Here is a 17466-nt window from a genome sequence, read left to right as displayed (position 1 = left end):
GCCCGAATCCTCTCCGCTCAGTCAGCGGTGAACGCCTTGTCGACGGCCAGCGTGTCCTCGTGCAGGTGCATGCGGACGATCCGGCCGTCCTCGACCACCAGGTGCATGGCCACCGGTGTGGTGAACTCCTTGCCGGTGGACACGACGGTGTGCGTGAAGATCGCCAGCAGCATCACGTCACCACCGTCGACGATGACGCGATCCAGCACGACCTCGCTCCTGCCGAGCTCGAAGTGCGGCCACCTCGTGGTGAAGTACGGCGCGACCTCCTCCCGGCGGGTACGGGGTCCGGACCAGGGCAGCGCGTCACTGCCGGGGACGTACCAGTCGATCTCCGCGGCGAACAGTTCCTGGATGCCTTCCGGATCCTGCCTGCCGAGGCGCTCCACGAACTTCTCCACCACGGCCCGCGAGGTCTGCGTATCCGTTGCCATCGCCCTCGTCCTTCGTCTCGTCGTTCGCGTGTGGTGTGTCGGTCGGGCCGCAGCCCTGGGGCCGGAAGTGCTTGCCGCTCAGCGGTCCGCCGAGCACGGGCGTCCCGTATCGCCTACCGGTGCCTAGAGCTGTGTGGCGCCGCCGTCGACGAGCAGTTCCGCACCGGTGGTGAAGCTGCTCTGGTCTCCGGCCAGGTAGAGCGCGGTGGCGGCGACCTCGTCGGGACTGCCGATCCGGCCGAGCGGGGTGAGTGGGGTGGACTCGGCTTCGGTGGGCTGATCGCCGTGCGGGAAAGCGGCGCGCAGTTCGTCCCCGCCCGGGGTCTCGACATCGCCGGGCGTGAGGGTGTTGACGCGGATACCCCGGTCCGCCAGCTCGGCGGCCCAGGTGCGGGCGAGGCTGCGGATCGCGGCCTTGGTCGCGGCGTAGACGCCCAGCCCCGGGGCGGCCCGCAGGGCCGCGCTGGAGGAGACCAGCATCACCGAGGCCCCCGCCGTCAGCAGCGGCAGTGCTTTCTGGACGGTGAAGACCGTCCCCTTGAGATTGATCGAGGTCGTGCGGTCGTACTCCTCCTCGGTGATCGTGCCGAGCGGAGCGTAGTCCCCGACCCCTGCGTTGGCCACCACGACGTCCAGTCGGCCGCTGCGGTTCGCGATCTCGGCGAAGAGCCGGTCGAGGTCGCCGTGGTCCGAGGCGTCGCTCTGGACGGCGATACCTCGGGTGCCGACCCGCGCGACAGCGGTGTCCAGCTCGGCCTTGCGGCGGCCGGTGAGGTAGACGGTCGCGCCTTCGGCGGCGAAACGGCGGGCGATCGCCAGGCCGATGCCGCTGGATGCGCCGGTGACGAGGGCGCTCTTGTCGTCCAGCTGTCCCATGGGATTTCTCCGATTCCTTGCTGTAACCATTTTTGTTACATCGATGGCCGATGTTCGCGGCCGTGATCTCCCTAAATCCGGGAAGATCAACGGCCCGAGGTCAGGCGGTTTTCAAGACGTCCCGCAGTACGTCCTCCAACGTGGTCTTGGCCAGCTCCCCCCGCAGGGCGGCCTCCACCTCGTCGTACACGGCGGTCATCGCCGGTCCGATGCCGTTTCCCACGACGCACTCGGGGTTCGGCCTCGCGCGGTGCAAGGCGAAGATCGGCCCCGGGTCGATCGCCTGGTAGACGTCGAGCAGGGTGATCGTCTCCAGGTCCCGCACGAGCATCCAGCCCGCCCCCGCTCCCCGCTGCGAATCAGCCAGGCCCGCCTTGCGCAGCTCGGCCAGCAGGCGGCGGATCACCACCGGGTTGGTGTTGACACTCGTCGCGATCTGCTCGGAAGTGGCGACCTCATGACCGCGCCGCTGATACAGCCCGATCCAGGTCAGGGCGTGCGCCGCGACGGTCAGTCTGCTGTTGGCGCTCACGTCGGTCTCCACCACCTTGACTCTCACTCCTGGTTGTAACACTAATCGTTACAACGACATGCGGCAAGTCCTGCGGAGCGATCCCGGTCGAGCCGGGGCTCGCCCGGATGCAGGCCGCGGTCGAGAGCATCGCTCGGCCGTCGCTGCTGTTCGGAGGTGTCATTCCTGTTCGCCGGTGCACAGCCGAGCCGGGCCGATCCCCGCGTGCGCGGGGATGGACCACGGATCGGTGAAAGCGCTACGGTTCGCGTTCGTGGCTCGGATCAAGCGCGGGTGGCTGCGGTGGACCGTCATTGCGGGGTCGATCTTCGTGGTGCTCGCGGTGATCGCGTTCTTCGTGTTCGCGCCCGGGATCGTCGAGCGCAGGATGAACCAGGTCGTCGACACCCGCCTTCCCACGGTCGACGCCTCCACGCGGGAGCTGCACGATTCACTGCCGATCGTGGACATGCACGCCGACACGCTGATGTGGGACCGTGACCTGCTCGAGCGCTCCGAGCGCGGGCACGTCGACCTGCCTCGGCTCGAGGAGGGCAACGTGAGCCTCCAGGTGTTCTCGTCGGTGTCGAAGTCCCCGAGGGGGCAGAACTACGAATCCAACTCCGCCGACACCGACAACATCACCCCGCTGGCCATCGCCCAGCTGCAGCCACCGGCGACGTGGACCTCGCTGCTCGAGCGATCGCTCTACCACGCCGAGAAGCTCAGCGACGCGGCCGCGCGTTCCGACGGTCGCCTGGTGCGGATCCGCACCGGAGCCGACCTCGACGAGCTGATCGCCGCCCGCGAAGCTGGTGAGCGGGTCACCGGCGCGCTCTTCTCCGTCGAAGGCCTGCACAATCTCGAGGGCGAGCAGGAAAACGTCGAGGTGCTGTTCGACGCCGGCATGCGGATGGCGAGCTTCGCCCACTTCTTCGACAACGAGCTCGTCGGCTCGATGCACGGTATCGACAAGGGCGGACTCACCGAGCTGGGCCGCCGGGTGTTCGACGAGCTGGAACAACGGGGGGTCATCGTCGACATCGCACACTCCAGCCACCGCGCGGTGGCCGAGATGCTCGACCGTGCCACGAAACCCGTGGTCTACAGCCACGGCGGTGTGCAGGCCACCTGCGACGTCAACCGCAACCTGACCGACGAGGAGATCCGCGGCGTGGCGCGTACCGGCGGAGTCGTCGGCATCGGCTACTGGGACGCCGCCGTCTGCGACACCACTCCCGCCGCCGTGGTCGACGCCATCGAGCACGTCATCGACGTCGGCGGCATCGAGACGGCCGCCTTGGGCAGCGACTACGACGGGTCGACGACGGTCGGTTGGGACACCAGCGACATCGCGGTGATCACGCAGGAACTGCGCGACCGCGGGCATTCCGAGGCCGACATCGCCGCGATCATGGGCGGCAACACGATCCGGGTCATGCGCGAGGTGCTGCCCGACTGATTACCTTGCCAAAAGCCTCCATGCAGAAATCCAGGGCGGTACTGGCTTCGTGCGGCACCGGAAGCTTCATCGTGTGCCGAGGAGCCTGTCGGGGCGGTATCTCTCCGAAGCGCTGTTTCGGCGAATCAACCTGTGCGTCAGGGTCGTAGGCGTTGGGCCCGCTGGGCCAGCTCGATGATCTCGTCGTCATCCGAGGGCGGATGCCCTTGTTCGTCGCAGCACGGTGGTTTCGTCCGCGTTCGCGCGGACGGGGTTTCGATCCCGGCCAGGGCGTACAGGTGCCGGTAGACATCGATGCCGGGATCGCTGTCGTCGTGGGGCCCGATGAGAACGATTGTGGCGTGTTCGGCGTTGTGGAACGCGACGATCACGCGCAGCGGGCCGGTGAGGTGCCGTACGCAGAGTCGTTCGACGAGATCGCCGGTCAAGCGGTACTGGAGCGCACGGCAACCGTCCCGTTTGAGTTTTTCCAACCACTGCTCGAAGTGTTTCGCGTGTTTGTTGCGAAGCATCTTTCGCTGCTGCTGAGCAGTGCTGGTGATTTCGACGTCAACGGTCACGCGGTGATGATCTCAACACCACCGGTAGTCATTGATAACTGTCGGTCATGCTTTGTGCACGTCGCCGCTACGCATCTCCGCCAGGCTGTCGGCCAGGTCCTCCCGGTCGAGGACGGCCTGGTCGCTGAGCTTCCACCACACCGCGTCGAGCAGATCTGCTCGTTTGCCGCTGGCGCGCAACTCGCGCACGATGTGCAGCACCTCGTGCAGCCGTTCGGGGTCCAGCAGTCGTCGGGTGCTGGCCGTGTCGGCCTCGGTGAGCACACCTTCCTCGGTCCAGCTCCTGATCGTTTTCTCGTCGAGGTCGAGCAGCTCACTGGCCAGGGAGACACGAACCGGCTTGATGCCCGCGAGCGTGCGTCGTGCCACGGAGCGCAAGCGTTCGAGCTGGGTGGGGTCCAGCTGCGCCGAGGCCTGTTCGGCGACCTCTTCGAGCTCCTCGACCCGCTGGAACTGGTCGAAGAGCTCGTCGCGCTCACGCTGTTTGGTCGTGGTCACGGCACACCTCCCACAGCCGAACCAACACCTTTCAATCCCGAGAATAATCCAAAAAATCGGGAATGGCACCTCGGCGGTATGGCGGGGTGCATCACATGCCCAATCGATACCGACTTCGAGGCCCTTACGTGAGCACGACGTGTAGGCGCGGTGCTGAGCGGCCTGTTCCAGGGTGGCGTCCCGCCGGAGGCCGACTTCGTCGTCCTCACGAGGCTGGCCTCGAGTGCACGGGGCCAGCCTCGTGAGCCTCGACCCGGTCGAACACGCGTACGATCCATCCCCGCGTGCGCGAGGCCTACCACCGGATCGATTCGCTAATTCAGCGCGAGGAGGGTCCATCCCCGCGTGTGCGGGACCTACCCAGCGCTACCCTGGCCCGTCCGGTCGCCCACCGGTCCATCCCCGTGTGCGCGGGGCCTACGGTGCAGCGCACATGGGAACCCCACGCTGGCTCGGTCCGTCCCCGCGTGCGCGGGGCCTACATTCACTGACCTGGAATTCTAGCGGCGCGAACGCGCTGTGAGAACCACTCGTTCCGTCCTCCTCCGATCGTCCGGCATGACGACGGGGCTCGGGCGCTCGTCGCCCCCGCTAGCCACTTCTCCCGCCACAGCGTACGACCACTGTGGACCGTGCTGTGCCGGGTCGGCTCGAACCTCCGGAAGACGGTCGCGTTCTTCCGTCGCGCCCTCGCCGCGCTCTCCGTTCTCCGGCGGCGCCCGCTCTGCCGCCGCCGATCCCTTTCGTACTTTTCAAGATCGAGTTCCGCTGCCCTCTTGTGATTGCCGCGCTTCGCCGTTAGCGTTCCCAAAACTTACAGCGTTAGTTATCTGCGCCACACCCACCTGTCCGTGCGAGTCCCCGTCAGCTTCGACACGAAGGGTGCATACCAAATGGTCGGTACGTCCCAGCCGAACTCCCGAAAAGTGGCCTTCGCCAGCCTCATCGGCACCACCATCGAGTGGTACGACTTCTTCATCTACGGCACCGCCGCCGCGCTGGTGTTCAACAAGCTGTTCTTCCCCGAACTCGACTCGATGGTCGGCGCGATCGCATCCTTCGCCACCTTCGCCGTCGGCTTCATCGCCCGCCCGCTGGGCGGCGTCGTGTTCTCCCACTTCGGCGACCGCCTCGGACGAAAACCGATGCTGATCTGGTCGCTGATGCTGATGGGCGTGGCCACGCTGCTCATCGGACTGCTACCCACCTACGAGACGATCGGTGCCTGGGCGCCGCTGCTGCTGGTCACACTGCGCTTCGCGCAGGGCATCGGAGTCGGCGGCGAATGGGGCGGCGCGGCCCTGATGGCCGTCGAGCACGCCCCCGAGAACCGGCGCGGCTTCTACGGCTCCTGGCCGCAGGTCGGCGTGCCCGCCGGGCTGCTGCTGGGCAACCTCACCTTCTCGGCGATCTCGGCCAGCATCGGCGACGAACAGTTCTTCGCGTGGGGCTGGCGGATCCCCTTCCTGCTCAGCGCCGTGCTGATCGTGGCAGGGCTGGTCATCCGCATCACGATCAGCGAGAGCCCGGTCTTCGAACAGGTGATGAACACCAAGGAGAAGGCCAAGATGCCGGTGCTGGAGGCGCTGCGCTCGCACCCGAAGACGATCCTGCTGGCCACCGGCATGTTCCTGGGCACGCACGCCACCTTCTACATCACCAGCACCTGGATGGTCTTCTACACCACGCAGGAGGGGCTCTTCGAGCGCACCACGGTGCTCAACGCGAACTCGCTGCTGAGCTTCGTCGACATACCGCTGATGCTGCTGTTCGGCTTGCTGTCCGACTTCTTCGGCAGGCGCAGGATGGTGCTCGGCGGCATGGCCGTGATGGCGCTGATCGCCGTGCCCTACTTCATGCTGGTCGGCACGGGCTCGATCATGCTGTACCTGCTCGGCGGCATGGTGATGCAGCTGTGCCGGACAGCGGTCTACGGCCCCCAGTCCGCCTACTTCTCCGAGCTGTTCTCCACCCGGCTGCGCTACAGCGGCATCTCGGTGAGCTACCAGCTCGCGTCCATCCTCGGCGGTGGCATAGCCCCGATGATCTGCACCTGGCTCTACGGCACCACGGGTTCGGCGATGTCCATCGCCGTGTACGTGATCGTGCTCGCGGTGATCTCGTTCGGCTCGGCCTACCTGCTGACCGAGACCTACAAGCGTGACCTCACCAACGACGAGGCGCCCACCACCCCTGCCGCGCACCACTAGGGCGTTCGGTTTCCGATGTGGACACCGAGGGCGTTCCCGGTTCGTGCGTCGCCGGGGCGCCTTCGGAATGCACGGTGGCCACACCGTTGTCCGGCCGGCAACGGTGTGGCCGCTTTTCCGGAACGGCGGTGCCCCTTTCCGGCACGGCACCGTCAATTTCTCGCGAAATCGCCGCCGCGCCCGGGCGTGGCAGCGCGCTCGGCGAAAATTTCTCGAGAAATCGCGCAGCCGCCGCGCCGCGTGACGGTCTAGGGCATCCTGGGGAGCATGTCTTGTGCTTCTGTCGTCGGCTCCCGGTTCGGGCGCGCCGGGATGCCCCGCGTCACGGCCTGCGCGGGTGCGCTGCTGGTATTCCTGAGCGGTTGTGGCGGTGGTGGCAGCACCGATACCGATTCCACCGGCACCGGGCGAACGACGACACCGGCACCGTCGTCCTCCGCCACCCCCACCACTCCCACGGAGCAGCGCGACGAACTGGCCGAACTCTCCGCCGAGCGGATGTGCTCGCTGGTCGAGCCCGCCGAGCTGCGCGAGTTGGCGTTCGCGGTGGGCAACGGCAAGGCGGAGGAGGTCAGTTTCGATCCGCCGGTGCGGGGCTGCCGCTTCCCGGCGAAGCAGGCCCCCGAGTCCGACGACTCGGTGCTCCTCGCCGCCCAGCCCGACGGTTTCGAGCAGCTCGGCAGCGAACGGATCTCCGACTTTCCCGTCGTCGCCAGTAGGACCTCCTACGCCAACGACTGCACCGTCTACTCCGAGGTGACGGGAGCGACCCTGCAGGTCGTGGTCAGCGACCAGGAGTCCGGCACCGACCAGTGCGAGGCCGCCAAGCGGATCTCACGCCTGGTGCTGGAGTCCGTGGCGCACTGAGCGGAAAGCTCGCCCCACCACCGATCGGAAAAACCGGTATTCCCCGGAACCGTCAGCCGTGCGGTCGCGTCACAGTCGTGGTCCGAACGAGTGAGACACGTCCGGCCACGTCCGGAACGGTTCTGCAGAGGGGAAACGGTGTCGGAGAGAGTCGAAGCCGTACCGTCGCGGCTCCGCGACTACGGCGGTCTGTTGGGGCGCAACGCCGAGTCGTTCAGCGGTATCGAAAGCTACGCCAACGAGACCGCTTCGGACACCAGCGGTTTCACCGGCGTAATGGCGACCCTGATCCCGGTGGTGCAGGGGGCCACCGCGCTCTACTCCGAAACCCTGCGACTGGCGCACGCCAAGTTGCTCCGGGTGCGTGAGGAGCTGGACAACACGGCCGCCGAGTACGAAGAACGTGAACGCCAGATCGAACAGCTGCTCAGCGGCATAGCGACCGCCCTGAGCGGGATGCGGCCCTGAGCGCTCGGCGCCGGAACGATCGACAGCACCGGGTGGCCTCACCGTGGCGGGCTCCGAACGGAGTGATCAGGGGAGATTTCCCGAGGCCGCGGCCGGTGCGAGCCATTACGGGCAGGTGTACTAGGGGGACGAATGGCATTCGCCGATGTGGACGATCCGATCGCGAAGCTCGAACAGCGGACCGGGCAGGCGGACTCGGAGACCCTGAAGTCGGCCGTCCAGGACGCGAGCTGGCAGGTCCAGGGCGTCAACTGGATCTACGAGCAGGTTACCGGGCAGAACCTCGTGGAGTCGTTGATCTCGCCCATCACCGGTGACTTCGCCAAGATCGAGCAGAACGCCAAGGCGTGGAGCGACATCGGCGAGTCACTGCGGGCAGTGCGACGCAACCTCAACCACGGTGTGAGTGATCTGCGGCAGAGCTGGGACGGTGCCGCCGCCGCGGCTTTCGAGTCCATGATGGTCGGTGGTTGGACGGTCGCGCTGGAGGCCGACGCGGCGGCGGCCGAGCTGGTGAGCACGGCTTTCACCAAGGCCGCCGACACCTCGAAGATGCTCTGCTCGAAGATCCTGGAGCTGATCGACAAGCTCGTGAACCGGCTGATCCAGGCGGCGTGCACCGCCTGGGTGCCCGTCGGGGGTTGGGCCAACGCGGTTCGCATCGTGATCCGGTGCATCGACATCGTGTTCATGATCATGGACATGATCCAGGCGGTCATCCGGATCTACCAGGGTGTGAAGCAGGTGGTCGAAGGAGTCAAATCCACCGGAACCTCGCTGGCGAAGATCCAGGAGGTCGCCAGTGGTGATGGTCCGCGCGGTACCGGTGACGCCGTCAACGCCGCGCTGGACCGAACACGGGAGCTCACCGGTGCCGTGTCCGGAGTGACCGACGGGGTCAACCAGGTGAGAGAGGGCGCCACGCAGGTGCGCGGTGGTGCCTCCGACGTGCGACAGAGCGCCTCGGACATGCGTGGGGGCGGAAGTACCGGCCAGCGGGAAGGTGCTGGTCAGCGGGAAGGTGCTGGTCAGCGGGAAGGTGCTGGTCAGCAGGACGGTTCGGGCCGCCGCACGAGCATGGCGGGAGATCTGTGACGCCGGACCCCACCGAACCCGTCGAAACCGGCGAACCCGAGGTGAGGACTTGCAGGACTGGAAAACACAGCAGATCCGCGACGCGGAGGCCGCGCTCGACGAAGCCGTGACCGACGCGGAGCGCGTCGCGGCGCGCGCCGAGGAGCTGAACAGCGAGCTACCGGAAGCGGAACTCTCCGAGGAGCAGACCGAACAGATCGAACAGCTCGTCCGGCGGGGTGAGGCGCCTACCGGGATCGCCGAGTTGCAGCGGCGCATCGACGAGGGGGAGCTGAGCTGGCAGCAAGTGACCAGCGGCCGGGCGATGGCGGACGAGGGAGTGCAGCGCGCCTTCGAAGCGGGTGTGCCCGCCATGCGGCAGGTCAAGGAGATGCTGGACGAGGGGCACGAGACTCCCGAGATCATCGCCAACGATCCGAACCGTGCCCCGGAACAGGACGACGAGGAACCGCCTGATTCGTTCCTGCAGCGCGGTAACTGGTGAGTGAGGACGGATGTTACGGAAAGCAGTGCTGTACCTGGCGATCGGCTGGGTCGTGCTCATGGTCGCCGGGTTCGGGGTGCTCTACGGAGCCGCGACGCTGAACGCCACCACGGTGCACTCCGATCGCGGGGTCACCGAGGAGAACGCGGACGAGTACCGCTGGCGCGGGAAGACCATCGCGCTCACCGACAACCTCCGGAAGAACGGCTGGGCCAGTTGCGACGTCGTTCCCGACAGCGGCGAACGACGCAACATCCGGAGCCCGCGCCACGATTCCACCGTCTCCTACCGGCAGTACCAGCCGTGGTTCTCCGGCGCCGCCACGGTGACCTGCGGCGAACGGGCCACCATCCGGTCGGGTAGCTCGCTGGCGATGTACAAGCTGGCGACCTCGCGGCTGGTGCAGCTCGGAGCCGCGGCGCTCGCCGCGATCCCGCTGGTGCTAGCGCTGATCTGGTACTACGGGCTGGTGCGGATCCGAAGGTGACTGCCTTCGGTGAGGCTCTCGACCCTGCGGCGGGATTCGGGAGTGGCGTCGTCCGCGTGGGCGGCGCCCACCGCGTCGCTCGACCCGGTACCGGTCCCGTCACCCCTGACGTCGGCACTCCGCGACCGAAGGGCCACCCCTCAACCGATCGCCAGCCCCACAGCGGTAGCCACCGCCCACAGCAGCATCGCCAGGCCGGTGTCGCGCAGCACCGGAAGCAGGCTCAGCCCGGTGTCGCCGCGCGTCACCCGCCGTATCGGCGATATCACCAACGCCAGCGCGACGAACCCGAGCAGCGCGGGCGTGATCCGCAGCCCGGTCAGCGTGGTGATCAGGAACGGCGCCAGCACCAGGGTCACGTACAGCGTCCGGGTGTCCCGGTCGCCGAGCAGCACCGCCAGCGTGCGCTTGCCGCTCTGCCGGTCGGTGGGGATGTCCCGCAGGTTGTTGGCCACCAGCACCGCGCTGGAGAACGCGCCCATCGCGACTGCCGCGCCGATCCCCGAACCGTTGATGCTGTCGGCCTGCACGTACATCGTGCCGAGCACGGCGGCGGGACCGAAGAAGCAGAACACCGCCAGCTCGCCCCAGCCCGCGTAGCCGTAGGGCCGCTTGCCACCGGTGTAGAACCAGGCTCCCGCGATGCTGACCGCGCCGAGCAACACCAGCCACCAGTGGCCGCTCAGGTACAGCACCGCGAGTCCGGCGATCGCTGCGATGCCGAAGCAGCCCAGCGCCACCGCCAGCACGCTGCCCGGACGTGCCGAGCCCGAGCCCACGAGCCGTTGCGGGCCGGTCCGCACCTCGTCGGTGCCGCGGATACCGTCCGAGTAGTCGTTGGCGAAGTTGACCCCCGTGATCAGGGCCAGTGCCACCACCAGCGACAACAGCGCCAGCGGCAGGTCGAATCCGGCTGCTCCGGCAGCGGTGGCGCTGCCCGCGATCACGGGAGCCACGGCGTTCGGCCAGGTCCGGACCCGAACACCCTCCACCCATTCAGCGACTGAGGCCATGCCGCAATCCTCGCGCACCGGTGATCCGGCATATCGCCCCAGGGTGTTCCGCCTGATCTCGGTCACCGAGCGGTGCCGGTGCGCGAGACGGTGCGCATCCGGTCGGGAACGGTCAGCCGAACATTTCCAGCAGCGCCCGCTTGTCGGGTTTGCCCGGACCACGCAGTGGCAGCTCGTCGAGCACCACGAACCGCTTCGGGGCCGCCGCCGCGCCGAGACGCCGGCGCACCCGCGTGTGCAGCTCCCGCTCGTCGGGTGCGTCGCGTTCGGGAACCACGGCCGCCAGCACCGCCTGCCCCCACTCCGGGTCGGGGCCACCGAGCACGCACGCCTCGCGGACGTCGGGATGCTCGGTCAGCGCGCGTTCCACCGCCGCGGGCACCACCTTGACGGCGCCGGTGACGATCATGTCGTCGGCCCTGCCCAGCACTTCGAGGTGCCCGTCGCGCCACTGCCCGACGTCGCCGGTGCGGAACCAGCCCGCCTCGAACGCGGTCCGCTCGGGGGTGTGGCCGTCGTCGGGTGAGTGGCCGCTGTGCTGGGGATCGCCACTGCTGGGGGAGTGGCGATAACCACGTGCCAGTGTCGGCCCGGAGAGGCTGATCCGCCCCGGCTCCGGGGGCTCGACGTGCACCCCGACACCGGGCAGCGGGGTGCCGTCGTAGACGCAGCCGCCCGCGGTCTCGCTCATCCCGTAGGTGGTGACCACGTTCACCCCCGCCGCACGCGCCCGCTCCAGCAGGTCCGGCGCCGCCGCCGCGCCGCCGAGCAGCACCGCGTCGAAAGCACGCAGCGCCCGGAGCCCGCGCGGATCCCCCGCCGCGTCGAGCAGCCGCCCCAACTGGGTGGGCACCAGCGCCGTGTAGTGCCGGTGTTCGGTTCGCAGCAGCGGTTCGGCCGCGTCGGCGAACGCCTCGGCGGTGAAGCCCTCCCGCGTGTCCACGGTCTCCGGGGCGTGGCCCGCCACGATCGAGCGGACCAGCACCTGGATTCCCGCGATGTGGTGGGCGGGCATCGCCAGCAGCCACAGGCCGGGGCCACCCAGGTGGTCGTGGGTGGCCCGGGCGGAGGCACGCAGCGCGGACGCCGACAGCAGCACCCCCTTGGGCCTGCCGGTCGAGCCGGAGGTCGCGATCACCAGGCTCGTGGGGTCCGACTCGGAGTCCTCCGCAGCGGCCAGCGGCTCTCCCACGCCGAGCGCGCGGGCCGTTTCCCCCGAGGCGGGATCGTCCGTCGCCAGCGGCAGCAACGCCGGGCCGGTCCCGTCCAGCGCGGTCCGCAGCTCCGCCACCACTGTCGTCAGCTCGCCCGGCTCCCGGGGAATCGTCAGGGCGCGGAGTTCTCTGGCGCTGCTCATGGCCTCCATTGTCCGCCCGGCTGAGCAGCGTGTTCCCCCGTCCCCGGCCGCGTTGCGCCCGACGTCGATCGGTCCGTACCGAGCTCCGCCATGCTCCGCTGTCCGGACTTCCGGTCGTCCGAACCTGCGAAAGCGGAGGTGAGGCGGTTCTGTAGAGTTACGAGCAGTCCACCGCAGCTCTCCCGGACACCGGGGTGATCCTTTGAATCCCGCGACGGCCCAGGCCGAGGTGCTCGTCGACGAGCTGGTGCGCAACGGGCTGCGCCACGCCGTGCTGTCTCCGGGGTCGCGAAACGCCGCGTTGGCCTTCGCGCTGCACCGCGCCGCTTCCGGAGGACGTCTCGCGCTGCACGTGCGGATCGACGAGCGCAGCGCGGGGTTCCTCGCCCTCGGCATCGCCGCGGCGAGCGGGGAACCGGTGGCCGTGGTCTGCACCTCCGGCACCGCCGCGACGAACCTGCACCCGGCCGTGACCGAGGCGGGCCACGCCGGGGTGCCGCTGCTCGTGCTCACCGCCGACCGGCCGAACGAACTCCGCGCGGCCGGAGCCAATCAGACCGTCGACCAGCACGGGCTCTACGGCAGCTCGGTGCGGTGGTTCGACGAACTGGCGGTCGCCGAGAACCGCGCGGGACAGCACGCCTACTGGCGCGGCCAGACCTGCCGTGCCGTGCACGCGGCGCTCGGTGGTGCTCGTCCGGCCGCGCCGGTGCATCTCAACCTGCCGTTCCGGGAACCACTGGTGCCCGACGAACCGGTCACTACCGTTCCGAGCGAGTCGGGCGGCGAACCCGCAAGCCACCGATCGGAGTGGTGCGAATCCCTGGCGGGACGCCCCGGCGGGCGCCCCTGGACCGAGTTCGCCGAGGCACCGCGCGCCCCCGCCCGTTACAGGCCCGACTCGCCGTACGGGCTGGTGCTGCTCGCCGCGGACGGCGGGGAGCACGACCTCGACTGGGCGAGGCGGCTCGGTTGGCCGGTGCTCTCGGAGACCGGTGGGGTGGGCTCGGGCGCCGAGACGCTGCTGCCCACCGGGATGTGGCTGCTGGAGCTCGCCGAGTTCGTGCGCGTCAACCGCCCCGATCAGGTCGTCTGCGTCGGCAGGCCCACGGTGTTCCGCCAGGTGCAGCGGCTGCTGGCCGACCGCGAGGTGGAGAAGGTCCTGCTGCATGACCAGCCGGACTCCTGGCCCGCACCCGCGCACGACGTCTCGCTGCTGGCCGACTCGGTGGACCCCACGGCGGTGACTCCCGACCCGGTGTGGCTGGACGCGTGGTCGGCGGCCGACCGAAAGGCGGGGGAGGAACTGGCCGCCGCGCTCGACCGCGAGTCCGGCTCGCAAGGCCCCGTCGTCGCCGCCCGAGTGCTCGACGAGATTCCGGCCGACTCGACGCTGGTCGTGGGCTCCTCGAACCCCACGCGCGACGTGGCGCTGTCCGCCAGAGCACGCCCCGACGTGCGGGTGCACCGCAACCGGGGCGTGGCGGGGATCGACGGCACGGTCTCCACGGCGCTCGGCGTGGCCCTGGCCGGCGGGACACCCACCTACGCGCTGCTGGGTGATCTCACCTTCCTGCACGACACCAACGGCTTGCTGCTGGGGCCGCACGAACAGCGCCCGGACCTGACGATCGTGGTGTGCAACGACGATGGCGGCGGGATCTTCGCGCTGCTGGAGCAGGGGGACCCGGCCTACGCCGCAACGTTCGAGCGGGTCTTCGGCACCCCGCACGGCACCGATCTGGCAGCGCTGTGCGCGGCGCACGGGGTGCCGCACCGGTCGGTCGGGCTCGACGGCATCGGGGAGGCGCTGCGGTACCGGCCCGGGTTGCGGGTGGTCGAGGTCCGCACCACGCGCGACGGGCAGCGCGAACTGCGGGGACGGCTGTCGGAAGCCGTCGCGTCCGCCGTGCTCGGCTGAGCGGAGCCGAAATCAGCGAATCAGTCGGACCTCCACGCCGGTATCCAGCTCCTTCCAAGCCCGATCAGCGGTGACGGCCGGGACGTTCAACCGGGTCGCGACGCCCGCACCCGCGCTTTCCCCGAGACCTCGACAGCGGCGGCCGCACGGCGTTCGGCCAGCAGTTCGTCCACGGCGGGTTCTCCGTTGTTCCAGCTCGCTGCCACGTCCCGCCGGATTCGTTCGATCAGATGAGTAAGGGTTTCGGTGACCCCGCGTCCGGTGCTATCGAATTCCTCGGGCGGTCGGGTGAACACCCCTCGTGTCGGAGCGGTGTCGGTGCGAGACTGTCGGATCACGGGCTGCCGTGCCGCCGAACGCACGCGGCGCCGTTACGCCGGAATCCGATCACGGGAGCAGCGATGACCCGGCTGTACACCGCCGAGGAGATCACCGACCAGCACTACGAACCGATCGTCGACCAGGAGCGGGCGACCGTCGGCTACGAGGTCTACGTCGCCGGGGACCACCTCGGCAGCGTCGTTTACCACATCGATCCGGCCGGGTGGGTCGCCTACACCACCTACACCGACGTGCCGATCCCGCACCGGCGTGGCCCGATCGCGGGAACCAGTGTCGAGGCCGTGCTCGATCTGCTGCAGCACCTGCGCGATCACGACCACATCGGACCGACCATGCCCGGCAAGGAGTGACGGCGTTTCGCGCGTCCGGCGCCACGAGGAATGTCACCCACTCGTGTGGTCCTGGCGTGTTTCCGTAGCCGGATTCGTTTCGGACGCGCGGTCCCGCACCGCTGACTCGATCCGCAGTCCCGTCCCCACCACGCAGAGCATGAGGGCTACGACGTAAGGGCCGCCCGAGGCGTGACTGCCCGTCGACAGCTGTATCGCGGTGATGATTCCGGCCGCGAGCAGAGCGGTGTTCCCGATCGGACGGGCGCTCGGGGCGACTCCCCGTGTGCTGTTCGACATGCCCGCATTGTGCGTTCGAGTCCCGGGGGGACGACAGGATCCGCCCCACGGCTCGGCGGCGGCCGGTGCTCGCCATTCGCCGATGCAGCGCCGGGGCCGTACCGATGCGGGGCAATCCCGAAGTGGGCCGTTCCCGGTTCTTCTCGCAACCCGGTAAGACCCGTGATCACCACGTGCTGGTCCGGTGCTGCCGTGGGCAATAGAGTCGGCCCGCTGATCCGGTCCGATCTCGCTTCGTATGCGTATGATCACTGGTTGTGTTCCGAGTCCAGCACCGTGTTAGGAGTTGTCACTTGTTGCGGAGACGAGCGCTACGTACCGCCGTCGCAGCCTGCGCCGCGACGGCGGTTCTCGCGACCCCGGCCCTGGCGGGAACCGGCGGTGCCGGCGCACCCGGGGTCGGCGATCCGTACTACCCGGAGGCGGGCAACGGCGGCTACGACGTGTCCCACTACGACATCCGGCTGCGCTACCAACCGGAGAACGACCTGCTGCGCGGCACCACCACCATCGTGGCCGAGCCGACCCAGGACCTGAGTTCGTTCAACCTGGACTTCGCGCTGCGGATTCGGTCCGTGCGGGTCAACGGAGCGCCCGCCCGAGTGGAGCGGCAGGGCGCGACCGAGGTGACGGTCACGCCGAAGCGCAAACTGCGCGAGGGAAGCCTGGCCACGTTCGTGGTCAGCTACGCCGACAAACCCTCCACTGTGGAAGTCAACGGGAAGACCCCCTGGAAGCGCACCGAGAACGGGGCCGTCGCGGTCGGGCAGCCCCTGATCTCCGAGTGGTGGTTCCCCGGCAGCGACCACCCCTCGGACAAGGCCTCCTTCGACATCTCGGTGGCCGTACCGCACGGAACCGAAGTGCTGTCCAACGGCAGGATGACCGCTCGTACCCGTCAGGGCGACTGGACCCGCTGGCACTGGCGCATGCCCAGCCCCAGTGCCACCTACCTCGCGTTCCTGGCCATCGGGCAGTACGACGTGCACAGCAAGCAGGGCGCCTTCGAGCAGCCGATGATCACCGCCTACGCCGACGGCCTGGGTGATCTCAAGGGGCCCGCCGAGGCCAGTCTGGAACGCACCCCGGAGATCCTGGAGTTCCTCTCGGGAATCGTCGGGCCGTATCCGTTCGAGACCCAGGGGGGCGTGGTGCCCGCCGAAGGGCTCGGTTTCGCGCTGGAGAACCAGACCAGGCCCGTCTACAGCCAGAACTTCTTCCGGATCGGTTCCAACACCTCGGTGGTCACCCACGAGCTCGCGCACCAGTGGTTCGGTGACTCGGTGGCCGTGGCGGACTGGTCGAGCATCTGGCTCAACGAGGGATTCGCGAGCTACGCCGAGTGGTTGTGGGCCGAGCACCAGGGCAACGGAACGGCCCAGGAACTGTTCGACCACTACTACTCCTCCTACCCGGCCGAATCGCCGTTCTGGCAGGTCACGCCGGGTGATCCCGGCAAGGAGGACCTGTTCCACGCCTCGGTCTACAACCGGGGCGCCATGACGCTGCACGCGTTGCGGAACCGGATCGGCGACGCGAAGATGCTGCGCACCGTGCGGACCTGGTTCGAGCGGAACCGGGGCGGCAACGCCACCGTGTCGGACTTCGTCGAGCACGCGGAGCGCGTTTCCGGACAGCGGCTGGACGGTTTCTTCGACAAGTGGCTGTTCAGCAAGGGCAAACCGCGGGTGGGAAGCGAGACCGGAGTCTCGCGGACCGCCGCCGCGCGGCCCGCGGACGCGCCCGAGCCGAAGGCGGTCGAGCAGCTGAACCACACTCACGAGTTGCTGGCCCGGATGCACAACCACGGCTGAACCGGTCGCTCTCGTCACCGTCCCCGCTCGCCCGGTGTGAGCGGGGACGATTTTTCGTGGCGTTCCACAGCCGCGCGAGTCGTACCTTCGCGTGAATTCCGGTGCGGCGGCTTTGCGGGAACCGGAGACCTCGTTAGCGTTCGAGTGGAAGCACCCGGTCGGTCCGGTGTGGAGTCCAGGATTCGCGCAGCCGCATCGTCGGCCGGGCGGGCTCGTGGAGGTCCGAAGAGGATGTTGTTGCACGACGAGATGTCCGGAGAGCTCAACGCGACCGGAGCCCGGGTGTTGCGCGATCTCCTGAACGGTGAGGATCCCGAACGTGTGGCCGAGAAACTGGTCATCGCCTACCGGGCGGATCCCCGAGCGGCTGCCGACGACGTGGACGCGGTGCTGCGGAAACTACGCGCCGCGTGCCCGACCGAGCACGAGTGAACACCC

The 17466-nt window shown here is 68.6% G+C and carries 19 protein-coding genes; 11 read left to right on the top strand and 8 right to left on the bottom strand.

Translation table 11 applies throughout. The features are described 5' to 3' along the window. Positions 1–17 precede the first annotated feature (17 nt). From BLR41_RS03485 to BLR41_RS03475, 3 genes are all read right to left on the bottom strand, one after another. A complete protein-coding gene (locus tag BLR41_RS03485) occupies positions 18–434 on the bottom strand; it encodes a nuclear transport factor 2 family protein (protein ID WP_092626409.1) in 417 nt (138 codons plus the stop codon). Positions 435–557: 123 nt separating this feature from the next. Then, positions 558–1310: an SDR family NAD(P)-dependent oxidoreductase gene (locus tag BLR41_RS03480; RefSeq protein ID WP_092626407.1), complete on the bottom strand. Its 753-nt coding sequence runs from the start codon at positions 1308–1310 to the stop codon at positions 558–560. A gap of 100 nt (positions 1311–1410) precedes the next feature. Beyond that, positions 1411–1842, bottom strand: a complete 432-nt coding sequence (locus BLR41_RS03475) for an Rrf2 family transcriptional regulator (protein WP_092626803.1) — start codon at positions 1840–1842, stop codon at positions 1411–1413. 229 nt (positions 1843–2071) lie between these two features. Between BLR41_RS03475 and BLR41_RS03470 the strand changes: the two genes are divergently transcribed. Further along, positions 2072–3283: a dipeptidase gene (locus tag BLR41_RS03470; RefSeq protein WP_218119884.1), complete on the top strand. Its 1212-nt coding sequence runs from the start codon at positions 2072–2074 to the stop codon at positions 3281–3283. A 137-nt stretch (positions 3284–3420) separates the two neighbouring features. Here BLR41_RS03470 and BLR41_RS03465 read toward each other — a convergent pair whose 3' ends face one another. After that, positions 3421–3843 (bottom strand): hypothetical protein, encoded by a 423-nt coding sequence (locus BLR41_RS03465; protein ID WP_092626403.1) that lies wholly within the window; start codon positions 3841–3843, stop codon positions 3421–3423. Positions 3844–3888: 45 nt separating this feature from the next. Next, on the bottom strand, positions 3889–4341 hold the full coding sequence (locus BLR41_RS22710; protein WP_092626401.1) for a MerR family transcriptional regulator: 453 nt from the start codon (positions 4339–4341) through the stop codon (positions 3889–3891). Positions 4342–5234: 893 nt separating this feature from the next. Between BLR41_RS22710 and BLR41_RS03455 the strand changes: the two genes are divergently transcribed. The 6 genes from BLR41_RS03455 to BLR41_RS03430 all read left to right on the top strand — a co-directional run bounded on the left by BLR41_RS03455 (position 5235) and on the right by BLR41_RS03430 (position 9952). Further along, the gene (locus BLR41_RS03455; protein ID WP_092626399.1) at positions 5235–6551 is read left to right on the top strand and encodes an MFS transporter; all 1317 of its coding nucleotides are present in this window, start codon (positions 5235–5237) and stop codon (positions 6549–6551) included. A 267-nt stretch (positions 6552–6818) separates the two neighbouring features. Then, complete coding sequence (locus BLR41_RS03450; protein ID WP_092626398.1) at positions 6819–7418, top strand: DUF3558 family protein; 600 nt, start codon at positions 6819–6821, stop codon at positions 7416–7418. Positions 7419–7556: 138 nt separating this feature from the next. Then, the gene (locus BLR41_RS03445) at positions 7557–7886 is read left to right on the top strand and encodes a type VII secretion target (protein ID WP_092626397.1); all 330 of its coding nucleotides are present in this window, start codon (positions 7557–7559) and stop codon (positions 7884–7886) included. A 132-nt stretch (positions 7887–8018) separates the two neighbouring features. Further along, positions 8019–8981 carry a WXG100 family type VII secretion target gene (locus BLR41_RS03440; protein ID WP_092626395.1) on the top strand — a complete coding sequence of 321 codons (963 nt, stop codon included), beginning with the start codon at positions 8019–8021 and terminating at the stop codon, positions 8979–8981. A gap of 49 nt (positions 8982–9030) precedes the next feature. Then, positions 9031–9465, top strand: a complete 435-nt coding sequence (locus BLR41_RS03435) for a hypothetical protein (RefSeq protein ID WP_092626394.1) — start codon at positions 9031–9033, stop codon at positions 9463–9465. A 10-nt stretch (positions 9466–9475) separates the two neighbouring features. Beyond that, entirely contained in the window at positions 9476–9952 is a 477-nt protein-coding gene (locus BLR41_RS03430; protein ID WP_143012983.1) for a hypothetical protein, read from the top strand. Positions 9953–10092: 140 nt separating this feature from the next. Here BLR41_RS03430 and BLR41_RS03425 read toward each other — a convergent pair whose 3' ends face one another. Next, entirely contained in the window at positions 10093–10965 is an 873-nt protein-coding gene (locus BLR41_RS03425; protein WP_092626391.1) for a 1,4-dihydroxy-2-naphthoate polyprenyltransferase, read from the bottom strand. Between the two features lie 112 nt (positions 10966–11077). Continuing rightward, a complete protein-coding gene (gene menE, locus BLR41_RS03420) occupies positions 11078–12322 on the bottom strand; it encodes an o-succinylbenzoate--CoA ligase (RefSeq protein WP_092626802.1) in 1245 nt (414 codons plus the stop codon). A gap of 202 nt (positions 12323–12524) precedes the next feature. Here menE and menD point away from each other — a divergent pair, with 202 nt between their 5' ends. Then, positions 12525–14243, top strand: coding sequence for a 2-succinyl-5-enolpyruvyl-6-hydroxy-3-cyclohexene-1-carboxylic-acid synthase (gene menD / locus BLR41_RS03415; RefSeq protein WP_092626389.1), 1719 nt, complete (start codon positions 12525–12527; stop codon positions 14241–14243). 401 nt (positions 14244–14644) lie between these two features. Further along, positions 14645–14935, top strand: a complete 291-nt coding sequence (locus tag BLR41_RS03405; protein ID WP_092626386.1) for a hypothetical protein — start codon at positions 14645–14647, stop codon at positions 14933–14935. A 33-nt stretch (positions 14936–14968) separates the two neighbouring features. Here BLR41_RS03405 and BLR41_RS03400 read toward each other — a convergent pair whose 3' ends face one another. After that, entirely contained in the window at positions 14969–15214 is a 246-nt protein-coding gene (locus BLR41_RS03400; protein ID WP_092626384.1) for a hypothetical protein, read from the bottom strand. Between the two features lie 293 nt (positions 15215–15507). On the opposite strand from BLR41_RS03400, the gene BLR41_RS03395 reads away from it, so the two are divergent. Together BLR41_RS03395 and BLR41_RS03390 are read left to right on the top strand one after the other, a co-directional pair. Further along, a complete protein-coding gene (locus tag BLR41_RS03395) occupies positions 15508–17028 on the top strand; it encodes a M1 family metallopeptidase (RefSeq protein WP_092626383.1) in 1521 nt (506 codons plus the stop codon). A gap of 231 nt (positions 17029–17259) precedes the next feature. After that, complete coding sequence (locus BLR41_RS03390; RefSeq protein ID WP_092626382.1) at positions 17260–17460, top strand: PqqD family protein; 201 nt, start codon at positions 17260–17262, stop codon at positions 17458–17460. Positions 17461–17466 lie beyond the last annotated feature (6 nt).

Origin of the sequence: Actinopolyspora mzabensis, assembly GCF_900101095.1 — a bacterium.
GTDB lineage: Bacteria > Actinomycetota > Actinomycetes > Mycobacteriales > Pseudonocardiaceae > Actinopolyspora > Actinopolyspora mzabensis.
The sequence above is the reverse complement of the archived record's forward strand: the minus strand, read 5'-3'. Positions and strand labels throughout refer to the sequence as shown.